The 15,755-nt window shown below is 29.9% G+C and carries 20 protein-coding genes and 3 tRNA genes; 6 read left to right on the top strand and 17 right to left on the bottom strand.

The window, feature by feature from the left end; genetic code table 11:
* The first annotated feature begins 1 nt into the window (after position 1).
* The 3 genes from trpA to AC5SL9_RS00415 are packed head-to-tail and all read left to right on the top strand — an operon-like array spanning position 2 to position 2,947.
* Positions 2-799: a tryptophan synthase subunit alpha gene (gene trpA / locus AC5SL9_RS00425; protein WP_006997416.1), complete on the top strand. Its 798-nt coding sequence runs from the start codon at positions 2-4 to the stop codon at positions 797-799.
* Positions 796-1,725 carry an acetyl-CoA carboxylase carboxyl transferase subunit beta gene (locus tag AC5SL9_RS00420; protein ID WP_011281746.1) on the top strand — a complete coding sequence of 310 codons (930 nt, stop codon included), beginning with the start codon at positions 796-798 and terminating at the stop codon, positions 1,723-1,725. The genes trpA and AC5SL9_RS00420 overlap by 4 nt, the downstream gene beginning before the upstream one ends.
* Positions 1,679-2,947, top strand: a complete 1,269-nt coding sequence (locus tag AC5SL9_RS00415) for a bifunctional folylpolyglutamate synthase/dihydrofolate synthase (RefSeq protein WP_011281745.1) — start codon at positions 1,679-1,681, stop codon at positions 2,945-2,947. Before AC5SL9_RS00420 ends, AC5SL9_RS00415 begins: the two co-directional genes overlap by 47 nt.
* Here the strand turns inward: AC5SL9_RS00415 and AC5SL9_RS00410 are convergent.
* The 4 genes from AC5SL9_RS00410 to AC5SL9_RS00395 form a co-directional block, all read right to left on the bottom strand.
* Positions 2,944-3,261 (bottom strand): thioredoxin family protein, encoded by a 318-nt coding sequence (locus AC5SL9_RS00410; RefSeq protein WP_011281744.1) that lies wholly within the window; start codon positions 3,259-3,261, stop codon positions 2,944-2,946. The two genes, AC5SL9_RS00415 and AC5SL9_RS00410, sit on opposite strands and share 4 nt — an antisense overlap.
* A gap of 75 nt (positions 3,262-3,336) precedes the next feature.
* On the bottom strand, positions 3,337-4,764 hold the full coding sequence (locus AC5SL9_RS00405) for an exonuclease domain-containing protein (RefSeq protein WP_494574092.1): 1,428 nt from the start codon (positions 4,762-4,764) through the stop codon (positions 3,337-3,339).
* A gap of 1 nt (position 4,765) precedes the next feature.
* Positions 4,766-5,455: a hypothetical protein gene (locus AC5SL9_RS00400; RefSeq protein WP_041185804.1), complete on the bottom strand. Its 690-nt coding sequence runs from the start codon at positions 5,453-5,455 to the stop codon at positions 4,766-4,768.
* Between the two features lie 37 nt (positions 5,456-5,492).
* Positions 5,493-6,590 (bottom strand): DNA recombination protein RmuC, encoded by a 1,098-nt coding sequence (locus AC5SL9_RS00395; RefSeq protein ID WP_011281741.1) that lies wholly within the window; start codon positions 6,588-6,590, stop codon positions 5,493-5,495.
* 64 nt (positions 6,591-6,654) lie between these two features.
* On the opposite strand from AC5SL9_RS00395, the gene AC5SL9_RS00390 reads away from it, so the two are divergent.
* The gene (locus AC5SL9_RS00390) at positions 6,655-6,786 is read left to right on the top strand and encodes a hypothetical protein (RefSeq protein WP_269077266.1); all 132 of its coding nucleotides are present in this window, start codon (positions 6,655-6,657) and stop codon (positions 6,784-6,786) included.
* On the opposite strand, the gene hisG is transcribed toward AC5SL9_RS00390, so the two are convergent.
* From hisG to AC5SL9_RS00330, 12 genes are all read right to left on the bottom strand, one after another.
* A complete protein-coding gene (gene hisG, locus AC5SL9_RS00385) occupies positions 6,772-7,461 on the bottom strand; it encodes an ATP phosphoribosyltransferase (RefSeq protein ID WP_011281740.1) in 690 nt (229 codons plus the stop codon). The two genes, AC5SL9_RS00390 and hisG, sit on opposite strands and share 15 nt — an antisense overlap.
* Entirely contained in the window at positions 7,461-8,513 is a 1,053-nt protein-coding gene (locus AC5SL9_RS00380) for an ATP phosphoribosyltransferase regulatory subunit (RefSeq protein WP_494574091.1), read from the bottom strand. The genes hisG and AC5SL9_RS00380 overlap by 1 nt, the downstream gene beginning before the upstream one ends.
* Positions 8,491-9,888, bottom strand: coding sequence for a histidine--tRNA ligase (gene hisS, locus AC5SL9_RS00375; RefSeq protein ID WP_011281738.1), 1,398 nt, complete (start codon positions 9,886-9,888; stop codon positions 8,491-8,493). Before hisS ends, AC5SL9_RS00380 begins: the two co-directional genes overlap by 23 nt.
* A gap of 5 nt (positions 9,889-9,893) precedes the next feature.
* Positions 9,894-9,968: transfer RNA gene (locus AC5SL9_RS00370), tRNA-His, on the bottom strand.
* A 235-nt stretch (positions 9,969-10,203) separates the two neighbouring features.
* The gene (locus AC5SL9_RS00365; RefSeq protein ID WP_006997426.1) at positions 10,204-10,416 is read right to left on the bottom strand and encodes a cold-shock protein; all 213 of its coding nucleotides are present in this window, start codon (positions 10,414-10,416) and stop codon (positions 10,204-10,206) included.
* An 88-nt stretch (positions 10,417-10,504) separates the two neighbouring features.
* Positions 10,505-10,580 (bottom strand) — tRNA-Phe (locus AC5SL9_RS00360).
* 5 nt (positions 10,581-10,585) lie between these two features.
* The gene (infA, locus tag AC5SL9_RS00355; RefSeq protein WP_006997427.1) at positions 10,586-10,801 is read right to left on the bottom strand and encodes a translation initiation factor IF-1; all 216 of its coding nucleotides are present in this window, start codon (positions 10,799-10,801) and stop codon (positions 10,586-10,588) included.
* A 2-nt stretch (positions 10,802-10,803) separates the two neighbouring features.
* Positions 10,804-12,090, bottom strand: coding sequence for a histidinol dehydrogenase (hisD, locus tag AC5SL9_RS00350; protein ID WP_011281737.1), 1,287 nt, complete (start codon positions 12,088-12,090; stop codon positions 10,804-10,806).
* The gene (locus tag AC5SL9_RS00345) at positions 12,090-12,485 is read right to left on the bottom strand and encodes a DUF2948 family protein (protein ID WP_011281736.1); all 396 of its coding nucleotides are present in this window, start codon (positions 12,483-12,485) and stop codon (positions 12,090-12,092) included. Before AC5SL9_RS00345 ends, hisD begins: the two co-directional genes overlap by 1 nt.
* A complete protein-coding gene (gene murA, locus AC5SL9_RS00340; RefSeq protein WP_011281735.1) occupies positions 12,485-13,738 on the bottom strand; it encodes a UDP-N-acetylglucosamine 1-carboxyvinyltransferase in 1,254 nt (417 codons plus the stop codon). Before murA ends, AC5SL9_RS00345 begins: the two co-directional genes overlap by 1 nt.
* Positions 13,739-13,740: 2 nt before the next feature.
* A complete protein-coding gene (dcd, locus tag AC5SL9_RS00335) occupies positions 13,741-14,298 on the bottom strand; it encodes a dCTP deaminase (RefSeq protein WP_006997431.1) in 558 nt (185 codons plus the stop codon).
* A 100-nt stretch (positions 14,299-14,398) separates the two neighbouring features.
* Positions 14,399-14,596: a hypothetical protein gene (locus AC5SL9_RS00330; protein WP_006997433.1), complete on the bottom strand. Its 198-nt coding sequence runs from the start codon at positions 14,594-14,596 to the stop codon at positions 14,399-14,401.
* Between the two features lie 101 nt (positions 14,597-14,697).
* Between AC5SL9_RS00330 and AC5SL9_RS00325 the strand changes: the two genes are divergently transcribed.
* Positions 14,698-14,771, top strand: a tRNA-Thr gene (locus AC5SL9_RS00325).
* Positions 14,772-14,773: 2 nt separating this feature from the next.
* On the opposite strand, the gene AC5SL9_RS00320 is transcribed toward AC5SL9_RS00325, so the two are convergent.
* Entirely contained in the window at positions 14,774-15,493 is a 720-nt protein-coding gene (locus AC5SL9_RS00320; RefSeq protein ID WP_011281734.1) for a TVP38/TMEM64 family protein, read from the bottom strand.
* 92 nt (positions 15,494-15,585) lie between these two features.
* On the opposite strand from AC5SL9_RS00320, the gene rpmH reads away from it, so the two are divergent.
* On the top strand, positions 15,586-15,750 hold the full coding sequence (gene rpmH / locus AC5SL9_RS00315; protein WP_006997435.1) for a 50S ribosomal protein L34: 165 nt from the start codon (positions 15,586-15,588) through the stop codon (positions 15,748-15,750).
* Positions 15,751-15,755 lie beyond the last annotated feature (5 nt).

Below are 15,755 nucleotides of genomic sequence, written 5' to 3'. Positions count from 1 at the left end.
GATGTCATTAATCAACTTAGCATTTAAAAAAGTAAAAACTGAAAAGAGACCTGCATTACTAACTTACACGGTAGCTGGAGATAGTACTAAAAAGAAGTCTCTTGAGATATTAAAATCAATTGCAAAATATGCTGACATTTGCGAAATAGGATTTCCTCATAACACTCCAATTGCAGATGGTGGACAGATTCAATCAAGCGCTTATAGAGCTCTAAAAAATGGTATCAAAATTAAAGATGTTTTTTCAATAGTTAAAAATTTTAAAAAATCAAAACAATCAAAACCCGTAATATTGATGGGTTATTATAATATGATTTATCAATATGGAGATAATAACTTTATAAATATTTGTAAAAAAGTAGGAGTAGATGGATTAATTGTTGTTGACCTTCCTTATCCAGAAAATAAAGAATTTGCAAAAAAATGTAAGAAAAAAGATATTAGTTTTATTCAATTAGTATCTCCTACTACGTCTCTGGACAGAATGAAAAAAATTATAAGAGACTCACATGATATGGTCTATTATATCAGTATGCTCTCAACAACTGGTGGCAAGCTAAAGGTTTCGCCTAAAAAAATTTTAGAGCGTTACGGTAAAATTAAAAAACTTAACAAGAATAAGAATATTGTAATAGGCTTTGGGATCACTGAAAAAACCATAGCATCTTTAAGAAAGGCTGATGGATTAGTGGTTGGCAGTGCTTTATGTAAAGAAATATCAAATTCTATTAAAAAACGCCAAAATCCTGTCACAAATGTAACTAATATTGTGTTAAAGTTAAGAAAAAAAATAGCATGAATTGGATTAAAAAAACTTTAAGATTTGGTGAAAAGATTAAAACCATCATTAAAGCACGTGCAACCAAAACAGAGATAGCTAATAGTGACTGGACCTCATGTTGTAAAGGGCCAATCTTAAAAAAAGATTTAGAAGAAAACTTATGGGTTTGCCCATCTTGTAACAAACACCACAGAATAAGCCCACGTCAGAGATTTGACATTATATTTGGCAAAAATAATTATGAAGTTTTAAAAACTCCAATTCCTCAAGATGACCCTTTAAATTGGAATGATGCAAAACCTTATAAAGATAGATTAAAAGCTGCTAGAAAAAAAACTGGCATGGATTGTGGAATGATGGTTGTTAATACTAATATTCTAAATTTAAAAATCACAGCGATTGCATCTGATTTTGATTTTGTAGGTGGCTCAATTGGTGCTGCAGAAGGTGAAGCTTTTTTATACGGAATTCAACATGCAATAGAAAATGAACAACCTTTTGTAGTGTTTACTTCTGGTGGCGGAATGAGAATGATGGAAAGTCTTATATCTTTAAGTCAAATGACAAGGACGACACTTGCAATTAACGAACTAAAGAAAAATAATTTACCCTATATTGTTGTTCTAACTGATCCAACTGCTGGTGGTATTACAGCGTCATATGCAATGTTAGGTGATCTGCACTTAGCAGAACCAGGAGCTCTTATAGCTTTTGCAGGAGCAAGAGTAATTCAAGGCACTGTAAGAGAAGAGTTACCAGAAGGCTTTCAAAGAAGTGAGTATGTAGAAAAAACTGGCTTTGTAGATTTAATTGTAGAGAGAAAAGACTTAAGAGAAAAAATTGGATCATTATTATCAATATTGTTAAAGAAAAATTCTGCTATAAATTCATCAGAAAATGAAACTTCAGAAGATAGTAGAGCGCTTACAAAAGCTGCATCCTAAAGAGATTGATCTAAGTCTAGATCGAACTAAAAATCTTTTAGAAAAATTAGGCAATCCTCAAGATCAAATTAACTGCATTTCTATTGTTGGCACGAACGGAAAATTTTCAACTATCCAGGCACTTTATGCAATTTTAAAAGAGGCTGATTATAAATGTAATATTTATACCAGTCCTCACATTCAAAAAATTAATGAGAGATTTGTCTTTAACAATAAGCCTCTAACAGATGATGAATTAGCCAATCTTTTTTCTGAAGTAGAAGAAGCTAATAATCAAACACAAATCACTTTCTTTGAAATTTTAACGGTTGCTTATTTTCATTATGCAAAGAAATACCCTGAAAACATTAACTTAATTGAGTCAGGTCTATTTCATAGATTTGATGCAACCAATATTTTAAAAAAAAACTTAGCTAGTATTGTAACAGCTATTGGTCTGGATCACTTAGACTGGCTTCCAAAAGAAGAGCAAACAGTTGAAAAAATAATATTTGAGAAAACATCCACTTTGTTAAACTCTAAAATCGTAGTTGCAAAACAAAGTTCAAATGAAATAAGCAAAAGTATTGAAAATACAATTAAAGACAATACTTCTAAAAAAATAATCTTTAATAAAAATTATAATTTTACATTAAAAGAAAATGATTTTTTTTATTTTGAGGATGAATTTGGTGCTCTTAAACTTCCAAAACCTAATTTGCCTGGAGAATTTCAATTAGAAAATGTCTCTACGGCAATTGCAACTGTTAGACAATTAACAGACTATAAAATAACTGATGAACATATTAAGAGTGGTATTACTAAAATAGAAAGTATCGCACGACTACAAGAATTAAAATCTGGAAAATTAAAAGATTTAACTAGTAATAATTTATTATTTGTTGATGGATCTCATAACCCACTTGGCGCAAAGGTATTAAATGAATATCTTCAAAGTCTAAATTGTAACAAACATATTATTTTAGGGATGATGGCCAACAAAGACCACAATGAATATATGAGTTACTTTAAAGATATTAAATCATTAACAACAATTGACATTCCAAATCAACCCAATGCTATTAAGGGAAGTGAACTTAAAGAGAAAATTAAAAATTTTGAAAATATTAATTATAAAAATTCTATTGAGGAAGCAATTAGCTCAATTGATCTTCAAGAAAATGATATTATTTTAATTACAGGTTCTTTGTATCTTGCAGGAGAAGTTTTAAACTTAAACTAGATATTCTTATCTAGAAATTCTTTCATTTGACTTTCAGCAACTCCACCAACTTTTCTGTCTACTTCAACACCTTTTTTGTAAACAATAACAGTAGGTACACCTCTTACACCAGCAGCTGAACCTGTGTTAATTCCACCATTTTCTATGTCAGCATAATAAAAGTTTGCTTTATCTTTGTAGCTATCTGAAAACTTATCCATGATGGGTTTAAGGCTCTTGCACGGAGCACACCATTCTGCAGAAAATTGAACTACAGAGATATCTTCATTCTTAATTTTTGTTTCAAATTCTTCGTCTTTAAAATCAATAAGCATGATTCATATATAAATTCTTATTAGATTTATTCAATATGTAAAAAATGATTTTTTTAGTTAATTAACAGAGACTTATTATGCTTGTTCGTATTTTTTTTGAATACCTTCTACGAACTCATTAATTTCGTCTAGAAACTTCAGCTTTTTCTCATCTTTTTCGTTTGTATATCTATCTCTTAAATTATCACACTCAAAATAAAATTCTTTGCATGTCCACCATTTTTCTTTTTCATCACTTAATATTCTTTCGGCTATTCCACGCTTAATAGTCTTAAACATATCAGGTGGAAGTGTCTCAGGTGATTCTTGATATATTATCTTTTTTCCAAAGCTTACCATTCTCTCGTCTTCAAATTTATCTAATAATATTAATTTATCTTTCCAAGAAGCTGCATGCCATTTTGGAAATAAAGCTGTATCTTTTTGAGGAGTAAATTTTTTATAAATTGTCTCTTCTGCCAGTAAATCAACTTGTGAATCGAATTGTGCTTTTTCTTCAGCTGTTTCTCGTAATGCGGTTAAAACATTTTGAGAAAATCTCTCATTACTGTTTACTAATTTTGCACGCTCTTTAATTAGATCAGGATCAAGATTACTATATGGTTCAACTTGTAGTCCATAACTTGCGTCTAGAATTATAGGAGCTTTATTTGATCGTATAGTTCTTAAAAACTTTAATTTTTTAATAGCACTTTTAAGTTCAGAAATTGACATATCAAATAATGGAATAGGATCAATTTTAAGGTCAAAAGCTTGGCCCCATTGATAGATTGGGTGAATACAATGTTTTGGGTGAAGTGGTGCAACTACAAATCTATAATTTTTACCAAAATGATATTCAGCTAATGTAAACATTTTTTCTGTTTTAAATATTGTTTCTGTATCGCTCTTGTTTGCTGTTCTTAAAAATGTATCCCAAGTTTGAGGCTGATTTTTTTTAATTAATCCTAAAACCTTAACGGTTAGTTCTGCATCAAATAAAGCTGAGTGAGCACCACTTGATTCAAAACCATTCATTCTAGCTAACGATTCTAGTTTCATGACCGCATTCCCTTTTGCATTTATTTCAGTTTTTACAACACTTTCATCTACTGCATGAGCGCCTCTTGCAATGTTTAAACCATCATGTCTTTTGTTAGGAGTTGCGTTAGTGATATAAGGATATCTAATTCCTCTAAAGAATTCATTTCTTATCATTTCATCATCAAAGCCAATATTTGACCAACCCATAAACATTGCTGGGCTCCATTTTTTAAATGTTGCTTCTAACTGAGATAACATTTGGTAGTGACTTAAATTTCCTTTGGTTAATAAATCAACGCTAGTTTTGTTAACTATTAAAGCCATTGCTTGAGGAACTTCTCCTTCTGGCAATCTACATCTAAAATTAAAACGATCTAATTCTTTAAAATTTGGGTCAACTAAAATGCCACCTACTTCAATAATGCTTCCCCATGAAGTATTAGCGCTACTAGATTCGATATCCCATATTGCAAGGTTCATATTAGTTCATATTCCTTTGGTGATAGTATTGTTCGACTTTTTCTAAAAACTTATTTTGATATTCTTCTAGTTTAACACCTTGAATTCTAAAATCTTGGAATAAATTATCAACCGTACATAGCAGGACAATTCCTTGAGTGATATTTGAGTTATGAACAACGTTATGAGCTAATGAATAAGCCCCTAATTGAAGGTAATAGTCCTCAATCCACTCTTCTTTTTTCGGTTTGTTGGACTGTTTAAAATCAATGATAGTTTCTTGTCCCTCGTACACTCCACAAGCATCACATGTACCCGCATATTTTCCTGGATAATATAATGTTGCTTCAGTACCATAAATTTCTGACAATTTTCCTTTTATACCTTGTTCAATAATTTCATCTGCCATTTTTTTGGATTTACTAGCCTCTTCTTCTAATAGCTCTAAATTTAATTGACCTAATAAATATTTTTCTAAATGAGAATGCATCGATGTTCCTCTACTTGAAGCATCATTTTTAATTCTATTAGCTTCAGCAGCGCCCACTCTTGCTTTCCAATTTGCAAGAGATGCTTTTTTTTCTTCACTTTGTGTTGCTTGTAATATGGAAGTTACTGATGGAAGTTTTTCTTGATTTACAGCATACATTCTTGAGCCACTAACCATTGATCTCATAGATTTTGGATAAGTAAATTTATTATTCCACTGCATATAGTTTGTTATAAGGGGTATTGAAGGAAAAATGAAATTAATTTTTGGCTTGTTTTGAATGGTCAACAAATTTTTCTACATTTTCTGTTTGAACAGCTTTATCAACTTGTTCGGGATCTTTAATATTTTCTAGGCTTCTGCTGATCGATCTTGCATCTGTTCCAAACTTATCAACAACAATCATTGCTTCTTCTAATTTTTTTCTAAGAGCAATTATATTATCAAAGTGTTTTCCAAATCTTGAGCTAATTGTTTTTAGATGATCGTAAATTTCAGTTGCGCCCTTTTGAACTTTTAGAGATTGAAAGCCCATGTGTAATGATTGTAAATAAGCAGAAAGAGTATTTGGACCACAGATTACAACTTTATGTTTTTTCATTAATTCTTGAGTTAATAACTCTTTAGTAGTTGGATCTTGGTATTCAGTTAGCTCTTTATATAAACTTTCAGTCGGTGCATAAACTATTGCAAAATCTGTTGTCTTTGGTGGAACAATATATTTTTCATTAACACTTTTAGCTTTAGCTTTAAATGCAGTCGCTAATTTTGCTCTTGCATCTGCAACAGCTCTTTTATCATCCGCGTCATAACCATCGGTAATAGCTTTAAATTTTTCTACTGGAAAGTGAGAATCTACTGGTACTAAAACATCACCCTGAAGCTTAATTGCAAATTCAACATTTTCACTTGTGTCCTCTTTCATCTTAACGTTAGTCATGAATTGAGAAGCAGGTAATAAGTCTTTAATCAGTGCATCTAATGAAAACTCCGCAAGAGTTCCATATTTTTTAACTCCAGCTAAAATTTTTGTTATACCTTCTTGGCTTTTATTTAATAATTCGACCTGACTGTTGAAGTTTCCTACTTTTTCATCAACTTTTGTTAAAGCTTCTGTCATATCTTTAGTCACCCCAGTTGATAGAGCGGTAAATGAAGTCGACATTGAACCAAGTGAAGTATTAATAGTAGTATTTAAGGTATCTTTTAATGAAGTAATTTCTGTCTTTAAATTGGCCATCTCTTCAGCTTCTTTATTTTCGCTCTCATCTTTTGGCTTAGATCTTAAGTTCAGATAAAGGATTGCTAAAGCAACTCCTAGTAATAAGACTAAAACTGTTAATAAAATTATGTCCATGATTCTATGAGATATTTTATAGTAAAAATTTGATTTATATATGTAATTATTTAAAACTGTCTCTATGGAATTAATCTTAGTATTAAAAATACTACTTATTACAGGAACTATAGTTACGGCTTATGCAGTACTTAGAAACCTTGATATTATTAAGATTATTTTAATTTACGTTAAGGATACTCTACTTAGAAAGTAGCTTAACTAATTTTTTAACTAGACTATTTTTTAAAGAAGATTTTGAAGCCATCATGCAGGCTTCTGACTTTAAAATTTCGCCATCTTTAAGAATTCTAAGATTATTCGCTCTCAGAGTTTCACCAGATGAAGTAATATCGGTTATAATTTCAGATGACCCTGTAAAAGGATATGCTTCAGTTGCACCTAAACTACTAACTAACTTAAATTGAGTAACTCCTTTTGAAAACAAAAACTCTCTTGTTAAATTAGGATATTTCGTTGCCACTCTTAATCTTTTTTTCTTTTTATCTTTAAATTCAAAAGCAATTTCTTCTAAATCAGCAACTGTTTGAACATCAATCCAAGGGTCTGGGATAGCAACAACCAATGTTGCTTTACCAAATCCATAATTCTTAACAACACTTATCTTTTTTTGAATATTTACTTCACTTTCTTTTAATAAATCAAATCCAGAAAAGCCAAGATCTAAAGAGCCATCTCCAAGTCTTTCAACTATCTCTCTTGCATGAAGATATAATACTTTAACATTATTTAAGTTTTTAATAGATCCTAATAAATCTCTTTCACCTCTTTCTGAGACTAAATTTAATTTATTTTTTTTAAATATCTTTAAGATATCAGCTCTCAATCTACCTTTACTTGGAATTCCAATATTAATAATATTTTTTGTCATTAGTAGTTTAAATTTAAAGCAGCTCCTACTGCTGGAACTTGTTTTTTAGATCCAAGGTCTGAAATTAGTTTGTCGTATCTTCCACCATTGATTACATTAATATTTTTAGATTTAGATTTAATATCGATTTTAAATACCATGCCTGTATAATATTCTAATTGACGCCCAAAAGACGCTGAGAACTCTACATTTAATTTTTGAATTTTATTTAATGAAGTTGGGAAATATTTTTGATCCACAACTAAATTAATTTTATTTTTTTTAAAAAAAATATTAAGGTTTTCAGCAGCTTGTCCTATTGGACAGTTAATTTTTAAAAACTCTTTAATAATTTTTGAAACGTTTTTACCTCTACTAGCTCTTCTTGGATCTTTAATCTTGTTATCAAATCTCTTTAAAATCTCTTCAATTGATCGTCCAGCAACTATTGTTTGCTGATTATCTTTTAACATTTTTAAATATCTCTTTTTATCAACTTCAACAATCGTTGGGTCTACATCAGAGTTTGTCTCTAACCTTTTTAATAAATCATTGAAGTATACTTCTCTCCAAAAGTGTCTTGAAAGCCTTAATTTCCATCTTTTTGGGATATCTAGCTTTGAAATTAATAAATTGAAAATCTCAACGTTACCAATTTTTAAAGTTCCTGATGAATATTGTAAATTAGATAGAGATTTTAAGGCTGTATTAATAATTTCCTTATCATCTTTCTTTTCATCTTTAGAGCCAATAATCTCAAAGCCAACTTGGTCTCTAATAATAGAATCTTTTTTATTATTTGATTTTCTATAGGCCTGACCGCTATAAAATATTTTCTCTTTTCCTTTAAGATTATTTTCTAAGTATCTTAAACATGATGCAATAGTTAGATCGGGTCTAAGACAAAGCTCACTACCATTTTGATCAGTAAATGAAAAAATAAACTTTCTAAAATTTTCCCCAGATCGTTGAACGATATGATTGGCCTCAATTACTGAAGGTAAATCAATATATTTAAATCCTTTAGATTTAACCGATCTAAGAATTTTTTCAGATAAATTTTTTGATTTCATTAATTAAATTTTCTTTTGGGAACGTTAACTGATTGTTTTCACCTTTAACTCCTAAAAGGTTTTTTAAAGTAATCGTATTATCTTTAAATTCATTTTCACCACAAATAACAGCTACCGGGCATTGTTTTTTATTTGCGTACGTTAATTGTTTGCCTAAATTTTTTTTACTATCTAAAAATATTTCAGAGTTAATATTATTATCTCTTAAAACTTTTAAAATCTCATAATAATTTTTTAAATACTTTTCGTCCATTACACAAATAATGACTGGTTTTTTTTCATCCACTTCAATTTGATCAAGTTGCATCATTGCAAATAATAATCGGTCAACACCAAAGCTCATTCCAGTTCCTGGAATATCAACTCCCTTAAATCTTGAAATTAATTTATTATATTGTCCACCTGAACAAATACTTCCTATATCAACTTCTTTACCTTTGCTGTTTTTTGCTTTGAAATTTAAATTGGTTTCAACACAAAACCCATCATAATAAGCAAGCCCTCTTACAATTGTAAAGTTTGTCTTTATTTGATCTAAATAATCTCCATAACTTACTATTTCTAATAAATCTTCTAATTCTTTAATTCCTTCTTGAGATAAAGGATTTTTTAAATTTTCTTTTAATTCTTTTAAATCTTTTACTTTTAAGAAATTGATTATTTGTGAAGCTTGATCATCTGTTAAGTTAGCACCCTTTGTAACAGCTCCACTTGCATCTACTCTTTCTTCTTTTAATAAATCTTCAACTCCTCTTAAACCAAAGCCAGGCTTATCTAATTTATCTATTGCTCTCATAACCTTTATCTTCTTATCATCGGATATTTTAAGGTCTTCAATTAAACCTTGAACAATTTTTCTATTACTAATGTTAACAACGAACTGATCTTTTTTTAAACCACAGGCAAGAAGTGTACTTGCAATCAAATTACATAGTTCAGCATTTGCTTGGGCTGGGTTAACGTTACCAACTATATCAGCATCACATTGTAAAAAGCTTCTATAACGAGCATTACCCGCTTTTTCGTTTCTCCAGACATCACCCATTTGATATCTTTTATAAGGTAAGGGTAATTCCTGATTATTTTGAGCAACAAATCTAGCTAGTGGACTTGATAAATCATATCTAAGTGTAATATTTTTCTCCCCATCTTTGAATGAGAATACGTCAGACATAGGATTACTATCATCATCTGCAAGAAATGATCCTATGTTCTCTGAAATTTCAAATGAAGGCGTTTCAAGAGCACCAAAACCAAATTTTACAAAATTAGCTTCAATAGTATTAATTAACTTTTTCTTGAGAATTAATTTTTTGCCCCATCGATCTTCAAATCCTGAGGGTAACCCAGGAATTAGTTTATTTTCTTTATTCATCTTTTTGGTACCCGCGCTTGGAATCGAACCAAATCCTATAGTTCCACAAACTATCGTACTAACCGTTATACTACGCAGGCATTCCTTGTGTTTATATTATTTTTGTGTGGATTTAAAATTATATTATAAATAAATAGCCTAAAGGCTATGGAAACAAAGTCTGTGAGTACTTCTTGAAGTCTCTCTGTATGTAATATTTATAATCATGATCAGTCTTTTAGACAATTAAGAATAATTTTCAACACCTAAATATAAAAGGACGTTAACCTTATTTTTAAGGATTAAACGCCCTTTTAGATTTTTGAAGTTTAAGAACTAGTCTATTTTTTTTAAATTTACAGCTGAAGGGCCTTTCGGGCCATCCTCCATCTCAAATTCTAGTTTATCACCTTCGTTTAAAAAACGCATACCTGCAGTTTTTACTGCTGATGCGTGAACGAATGCATCTTTTTCTTTATCTTCTCTTTCAATAAAGCCAAAACCTTTTTTACCGTTAAACCACTTTACTGTTCCTTTTAGTGTGCTCATTTTTACTCATCCTTTTATTATTTATATAAAAAAGTTATTTTATTTCTTTTATTTTTTCAATAATTTTTTAGATTTTTAAGGGAGGTGGTGGTGGCCCCAACTGGACTCGAACCAGTGACACACGGATTTTCAATCCGATGCTCTACCAACTGAGCTACAGGGCCCCATATTAACCTCTAAAAGTGATACGACCTTTGGTCAAATCGTAAGGTGTCATTTCGACTTGAACCTTATCACCTTGAAGTACTCTAATTCTGTTCTTACGCAATTTGCCTGCAGCATGAGCTGTAACAATATGGCCGTTTTCTAATTTTACTCTAAACATTGCATTTGGTAATAAATCCTCAACAATTCCTGAGAACGACAGCATTTCTTGTTTTGACAAATTTATTTTCTCCTAATTCTTTTTTCTACCGACTTAGCGTGTCCCACTAAACCCTCGTAGTTTGCAAGTGTTATAACTGATGGACCAAGGGTTTCAATCCCTTTTTTTGATAGGTTTATATATGAAATTCTTTTATAAAATTCATTAACACTAACTCCACTTGAATATCTTGCTGAGGAATTGGTTGGCAATACATGATTAGAGCCAACATTATAATCTGTCATTGCCATTACAGCATATTTTCCTAAACAGATAGATCCTGCATTTTTAATCTTGCTCACTACCTTTTTATAGTTCTTAGTATTAAGCTCTAAGTGCTCAGGAGCAATTTTATTTACTGTGTTAATAATTTTTTGGTCAGACGGCATATAAATTAAAATTCCATTATTAAGTAGACTATTTTTTGCAATCACTGCTCTAGGCAATTCTTTTAATTGATTGATAATTTCATAATTAACTTTTTTAATAATTGATTTGTCTTTTGAAATTAAAATACATTGAGCAAGGTTATCGTGTTCTGCTTGACCTATTAGATCGCTCGCTATCCATTCAGGATTTGAAAACTTATCACAAACAATTGTCACTTCAGAAGGACCTGCAATCATTCCTTCAATTCCAACATCTCCAAATACTTCTTTTTTTGCTGCAGCTACATAAGAATTTCCAGGGCCAATAATTTTGTCAACTTTTTTGATTTTCTTAGTACCATATGCAACAGCTGCAATAGCAGATGGTCCTCCAATTGAATAAATCTCTTTAATCTTACATTTTTTAGCAGCATATAATACCGCAGGATTTTGTTTACCTTTTTGACCTGGATTAACCATAACTAGTCTTTTCACTCCAGCAACAATTGCAGGTACTGCATTCATTAAAACACTGGAAGGATATGAAGCTGTTGAACCAGGTACATAAATTGCAACTGATTCAATAGGTACGTATTTATACTCTAATTTATTTTTTAGTTTGTCTGTATAAGAAATGTTTTTAAATTTTTGTAATGAATGGAATTTATAAATTCTATCATAAGCAAGATCGATTGCCTTTTTAACTTTTTGATCTAAAGACTGAATAGCTCTATTAATTTGTTTTATGCTTGGGGCAATAATACTATTTTTATTAAATCTCTTTTCATACTTTAAAATAGCTTTATCTCCATTTTTCTTAACATCTTTAATAATTTTAATAACTGAAACTGAATTAAGTTGGACTTTATTTTTTCGTTTAGACAGTAATGCGTCTAAAGTTTTATCAAAGTTTTTATTTTTACTATCTAATATCTTAATCATTAATCAGCTTTGTTTTGGTCATCTAAAGTTACTTCAATTATTTCTGTCGATAATGTAATATATGCATTGTTTGTAAACATTAAGTTTATCTCATAATTGTCATTATTTTTTAAATAATCCATCCCAATTAACTCTAATTTTTCCTCAGGGTCGTTTTGTTTAATATTTTTAGATTTAACTCTATCTACAAATTCAAATTTGCAAATACTAATAATTTTTTTATCTTGTTCTTCCGTTTCTACTTTAGATCTTTTTAATGATAATAGAAAAACTTTGTTTTTCTGAAGATACTTAATTTCATTAACTTTAACTTCAGCTCCAGAGCAACATGCTGAGATTACTTGTAATCCCTCATTATCTGTAGCTATAATTTTTGATAAATATTTTTTATCCATTAATTAATTCTCTTAATTTTAGCCCCTACTTTTTTTAATTTCTTCTCTATATCTTCATAGCCCCTATCAAGGTGATATATTCTATTAATTACTGATTTTCCTTTAGCTGCAAGAGCTGCAAGAATTAAAGATACAGAGGCTCTTAAATCTGTGGCCATTAATTCTGCTGCTTCAAATTTGATATTTCCTTCTATGCTTGCTTGATTTCCATTAATAGAAATTTTAGCTCCCATTCTATTAAGCTCTGCAACGTGCATAAACCTATTTTCAAATATTTCTTCTTTAATATGAGATCTTTTATTAGCCTTACATAATAATACCATCATTTGTGCCTGCAAATCTGTTGGAAACCCTGGATAAGGAGATGTTTTAATATTTATATTTTTAATCTTTTTACTTCCTTGAATAAGGATTTCATTTTTTTTTAAAGTAATTTTTGATCCTACTTTTTTTAAGATATTAATTTCTGTACTTATTATCTTAGGATCAATTCCAGTAATTTTCAAATTTCCTTCAGTTAATGCTGCAGCTATTAAATAAGTTCCAGCCTCTATTCTATCCGGCATTACTGAGTAATCTAATTCTTTAAGATTGTTCACTCCTTCAATTCTAACCGTTCTCTTTGCAGTCCACTTAATATTACACCCCATATTAATTAAAAAATTAACTAAATCTTTAATCTCAGGTTCAATCGCACAATTTGATAAAGTTGTTTTTCCTTTAGCTAAACATGCGGCTATAATTAAATTTTCTGTAGCACCAACTGAAACTTTAGGAAATTTTATATTTGCTCCTATTAATCCTTTGGGTGCATTAGCATGCACATAACCTTGGATAATTTTATATTTAACTCCAAGTTTTGATAGAGCTTGCAAATGAATATCAACAGGTCTTGTCCCTATTGCGCAGCCGCCAGGTAATGAAACTTTTGCTTTACCAAATTTAGCAAGTAATGGTCCTAAAACTAATATTCCTGCTCTCATAGTTTTAACCAAACTATAAGCTGCAAAAGTTTTTGTTTGCTTGGTATTTTTGATAATCAATTCTTTTTTATTATCTTCAATAATTGAACCTAATGACTTTAATAAAAGTATCATTGTTTCAATATCTTTTACCCGTGGGAGGTTTGCTAAAGATATCTTTTTATTTGATAATAATGTTGCAGCTAAAATAGGAAGGGATGCATTTTTAGAACCTGAAATTCTAATTTGTCCCTTGAGCTTTGCTGCCCCAAAGACTTCCAATTTTTTCATGATTATACTTTTGGTAAAGTTACTCCAGTTTGACCCATATATTTTCCTTTACGGTCAGCGTATGAAGTTTCTGGAGACTGATCTCCTTTTAGAAATAAAAATTGTGCAACACCTTCATTTGCATAAATTTTTGCAGGTAGCGGTGTGGTATTAGAAAACTCAAGAGTAACTGTTCCAAAAAACTCAGATTCAATTGGAGTTACATTAACTATGATTCCTGTTCTTGCATATGTGCTCTTACCAACAACAATACACATAATATCTCTTGGTATTTTAAAGACTTCAATAGTAGTTCCAAGAGCGAAAGAATTAGGAGGAATGATAATATAATCAGAGCTTTTTTTGGTTACAAAATTATCTGAACTAAACTCCTTAGGGTCAACGATAGAAGAATTAACATTATGAAATATCTTAAATTCATCTCCTACTCTTGCATCATAGCCAAATGAACTAAGTCCATAAGAAATTTTACCATCCCTGACTTGCTTATCTATAAAAGGAGAAATCATTGACTGCTCAACTGCTAACTTCCTTATAGATTTATCAGAAAGTACTGACATTATTTACTTTTCTTCTTATTTTTTTTTTGAAAAATTTTTCTTTTTTTTAAATTTTTTCTAAGAGCCAGACTTAACTTCTCATTTTTTTCTTTATCATTCATTATTTGTCTGGATTAGTTAAAAAATCTAAAGTGATAGGCTTTGATGCATCTAAAGTTTTCTCTGGTTCTTCTTGAACTTTTGGTCCTTCTTTAGCTTCACGTTTTGCTTTTTTTTCAGCAAGCTTTTTTTCTCTCTTTGCCTGCTTCTCCATAAGCTTATTGCCTTTAGTAGATTTATAATCGTAATGAATGCCCATAAAATTTCCTCTGTAGGTATAAATCATTATATGAAAAAAATTAAGGCAATTTTTTGAAAAAATGATTTATTATAGAAATACTTCAATAAAATAACAAATTAGCCCCTATAGTTAAATGGCATAACATGTCCATGGTAAGGATAAATTTCAAGTTCGATTCTTGGTGGGGGCACCAAATTATTTTTTGTAGAATATTTTTCTAGCAACAATTGCAGCTACTAATAAAGCTCCAAAAGCAATCATTGGAATGTAGATATCTGGTGAATATATCAAATCAATGATTCTAGGAGCTTCTAAGTTTTGTTCTATGATTTTTTCAAGTCCACTTCCAATTGAAACAACTAAAAATAGTGGTGGAGTTAATCCTATTAATGTTGCCCAAAAAAAATTACTCACTCTAACATTAAAAATACAAGGTAACACATTTGATAATGCAAAAGGAATGCCTCCAATAAATCTATAAGCTAAAAGATAAATAAATTCTGATTTTTTAAATTTTACTTCTAAATTTTTAAATCTATTTAAAAACTTTTCTTTAATAATTTCTTTAAAAAAATAATTTCCAATGATGTATAAAATTGTTGCACCAATAGTCATTCCAATTATTAGAATAATCGTTCCAAGCCACTTGCCAAAAATAAACCCTGCTAAGAGTGCAACTGGCAAACCAAATCCAGCCATCACAACCCAGATAATTGTGGCTGTTAAAAATATTAAAGAAATTAAAAATAAATTAGTTTGTTTTAATCCAAAAAAATAATCTCTATTGTTTTTAATAAATTCATAGCTTGTTAATTCTTCGAGGGTGAATTTTGATAAAAAAAAGTATAAAAATGATGAAACAACTAGAAGATAAAATAAACCTAAAGTTATCTTAACTTTTTTTGATTTTTCCATAATTTATTGGTCGTATTATAAAATCTTCTATTTGCTATTTATACATATAATTACTATAAAGGGCGAAATTTAAAAAAACTTAAATAAATCCTATGAAAAGAACATATCAGCCCAAAGTTGGAAAACGTCTTAAGAAGCATGGCTTCAGATCAAAGATGGCAACTAAAGGTGGGAAGAAACTTATTAAGAGAAGACGTGATAAGGGACGTAAAAACCTTACAGTGTCATCCACTCAAAAAAAACCTCAGGGTAAATAGTTCAA

Source organism: Candidatus Pelagibacter sp. PS_37, from assembly GCF_059417825.1.
This window is presented reverse-complemented; position numbering and strand designations above follow the sequence as displayed.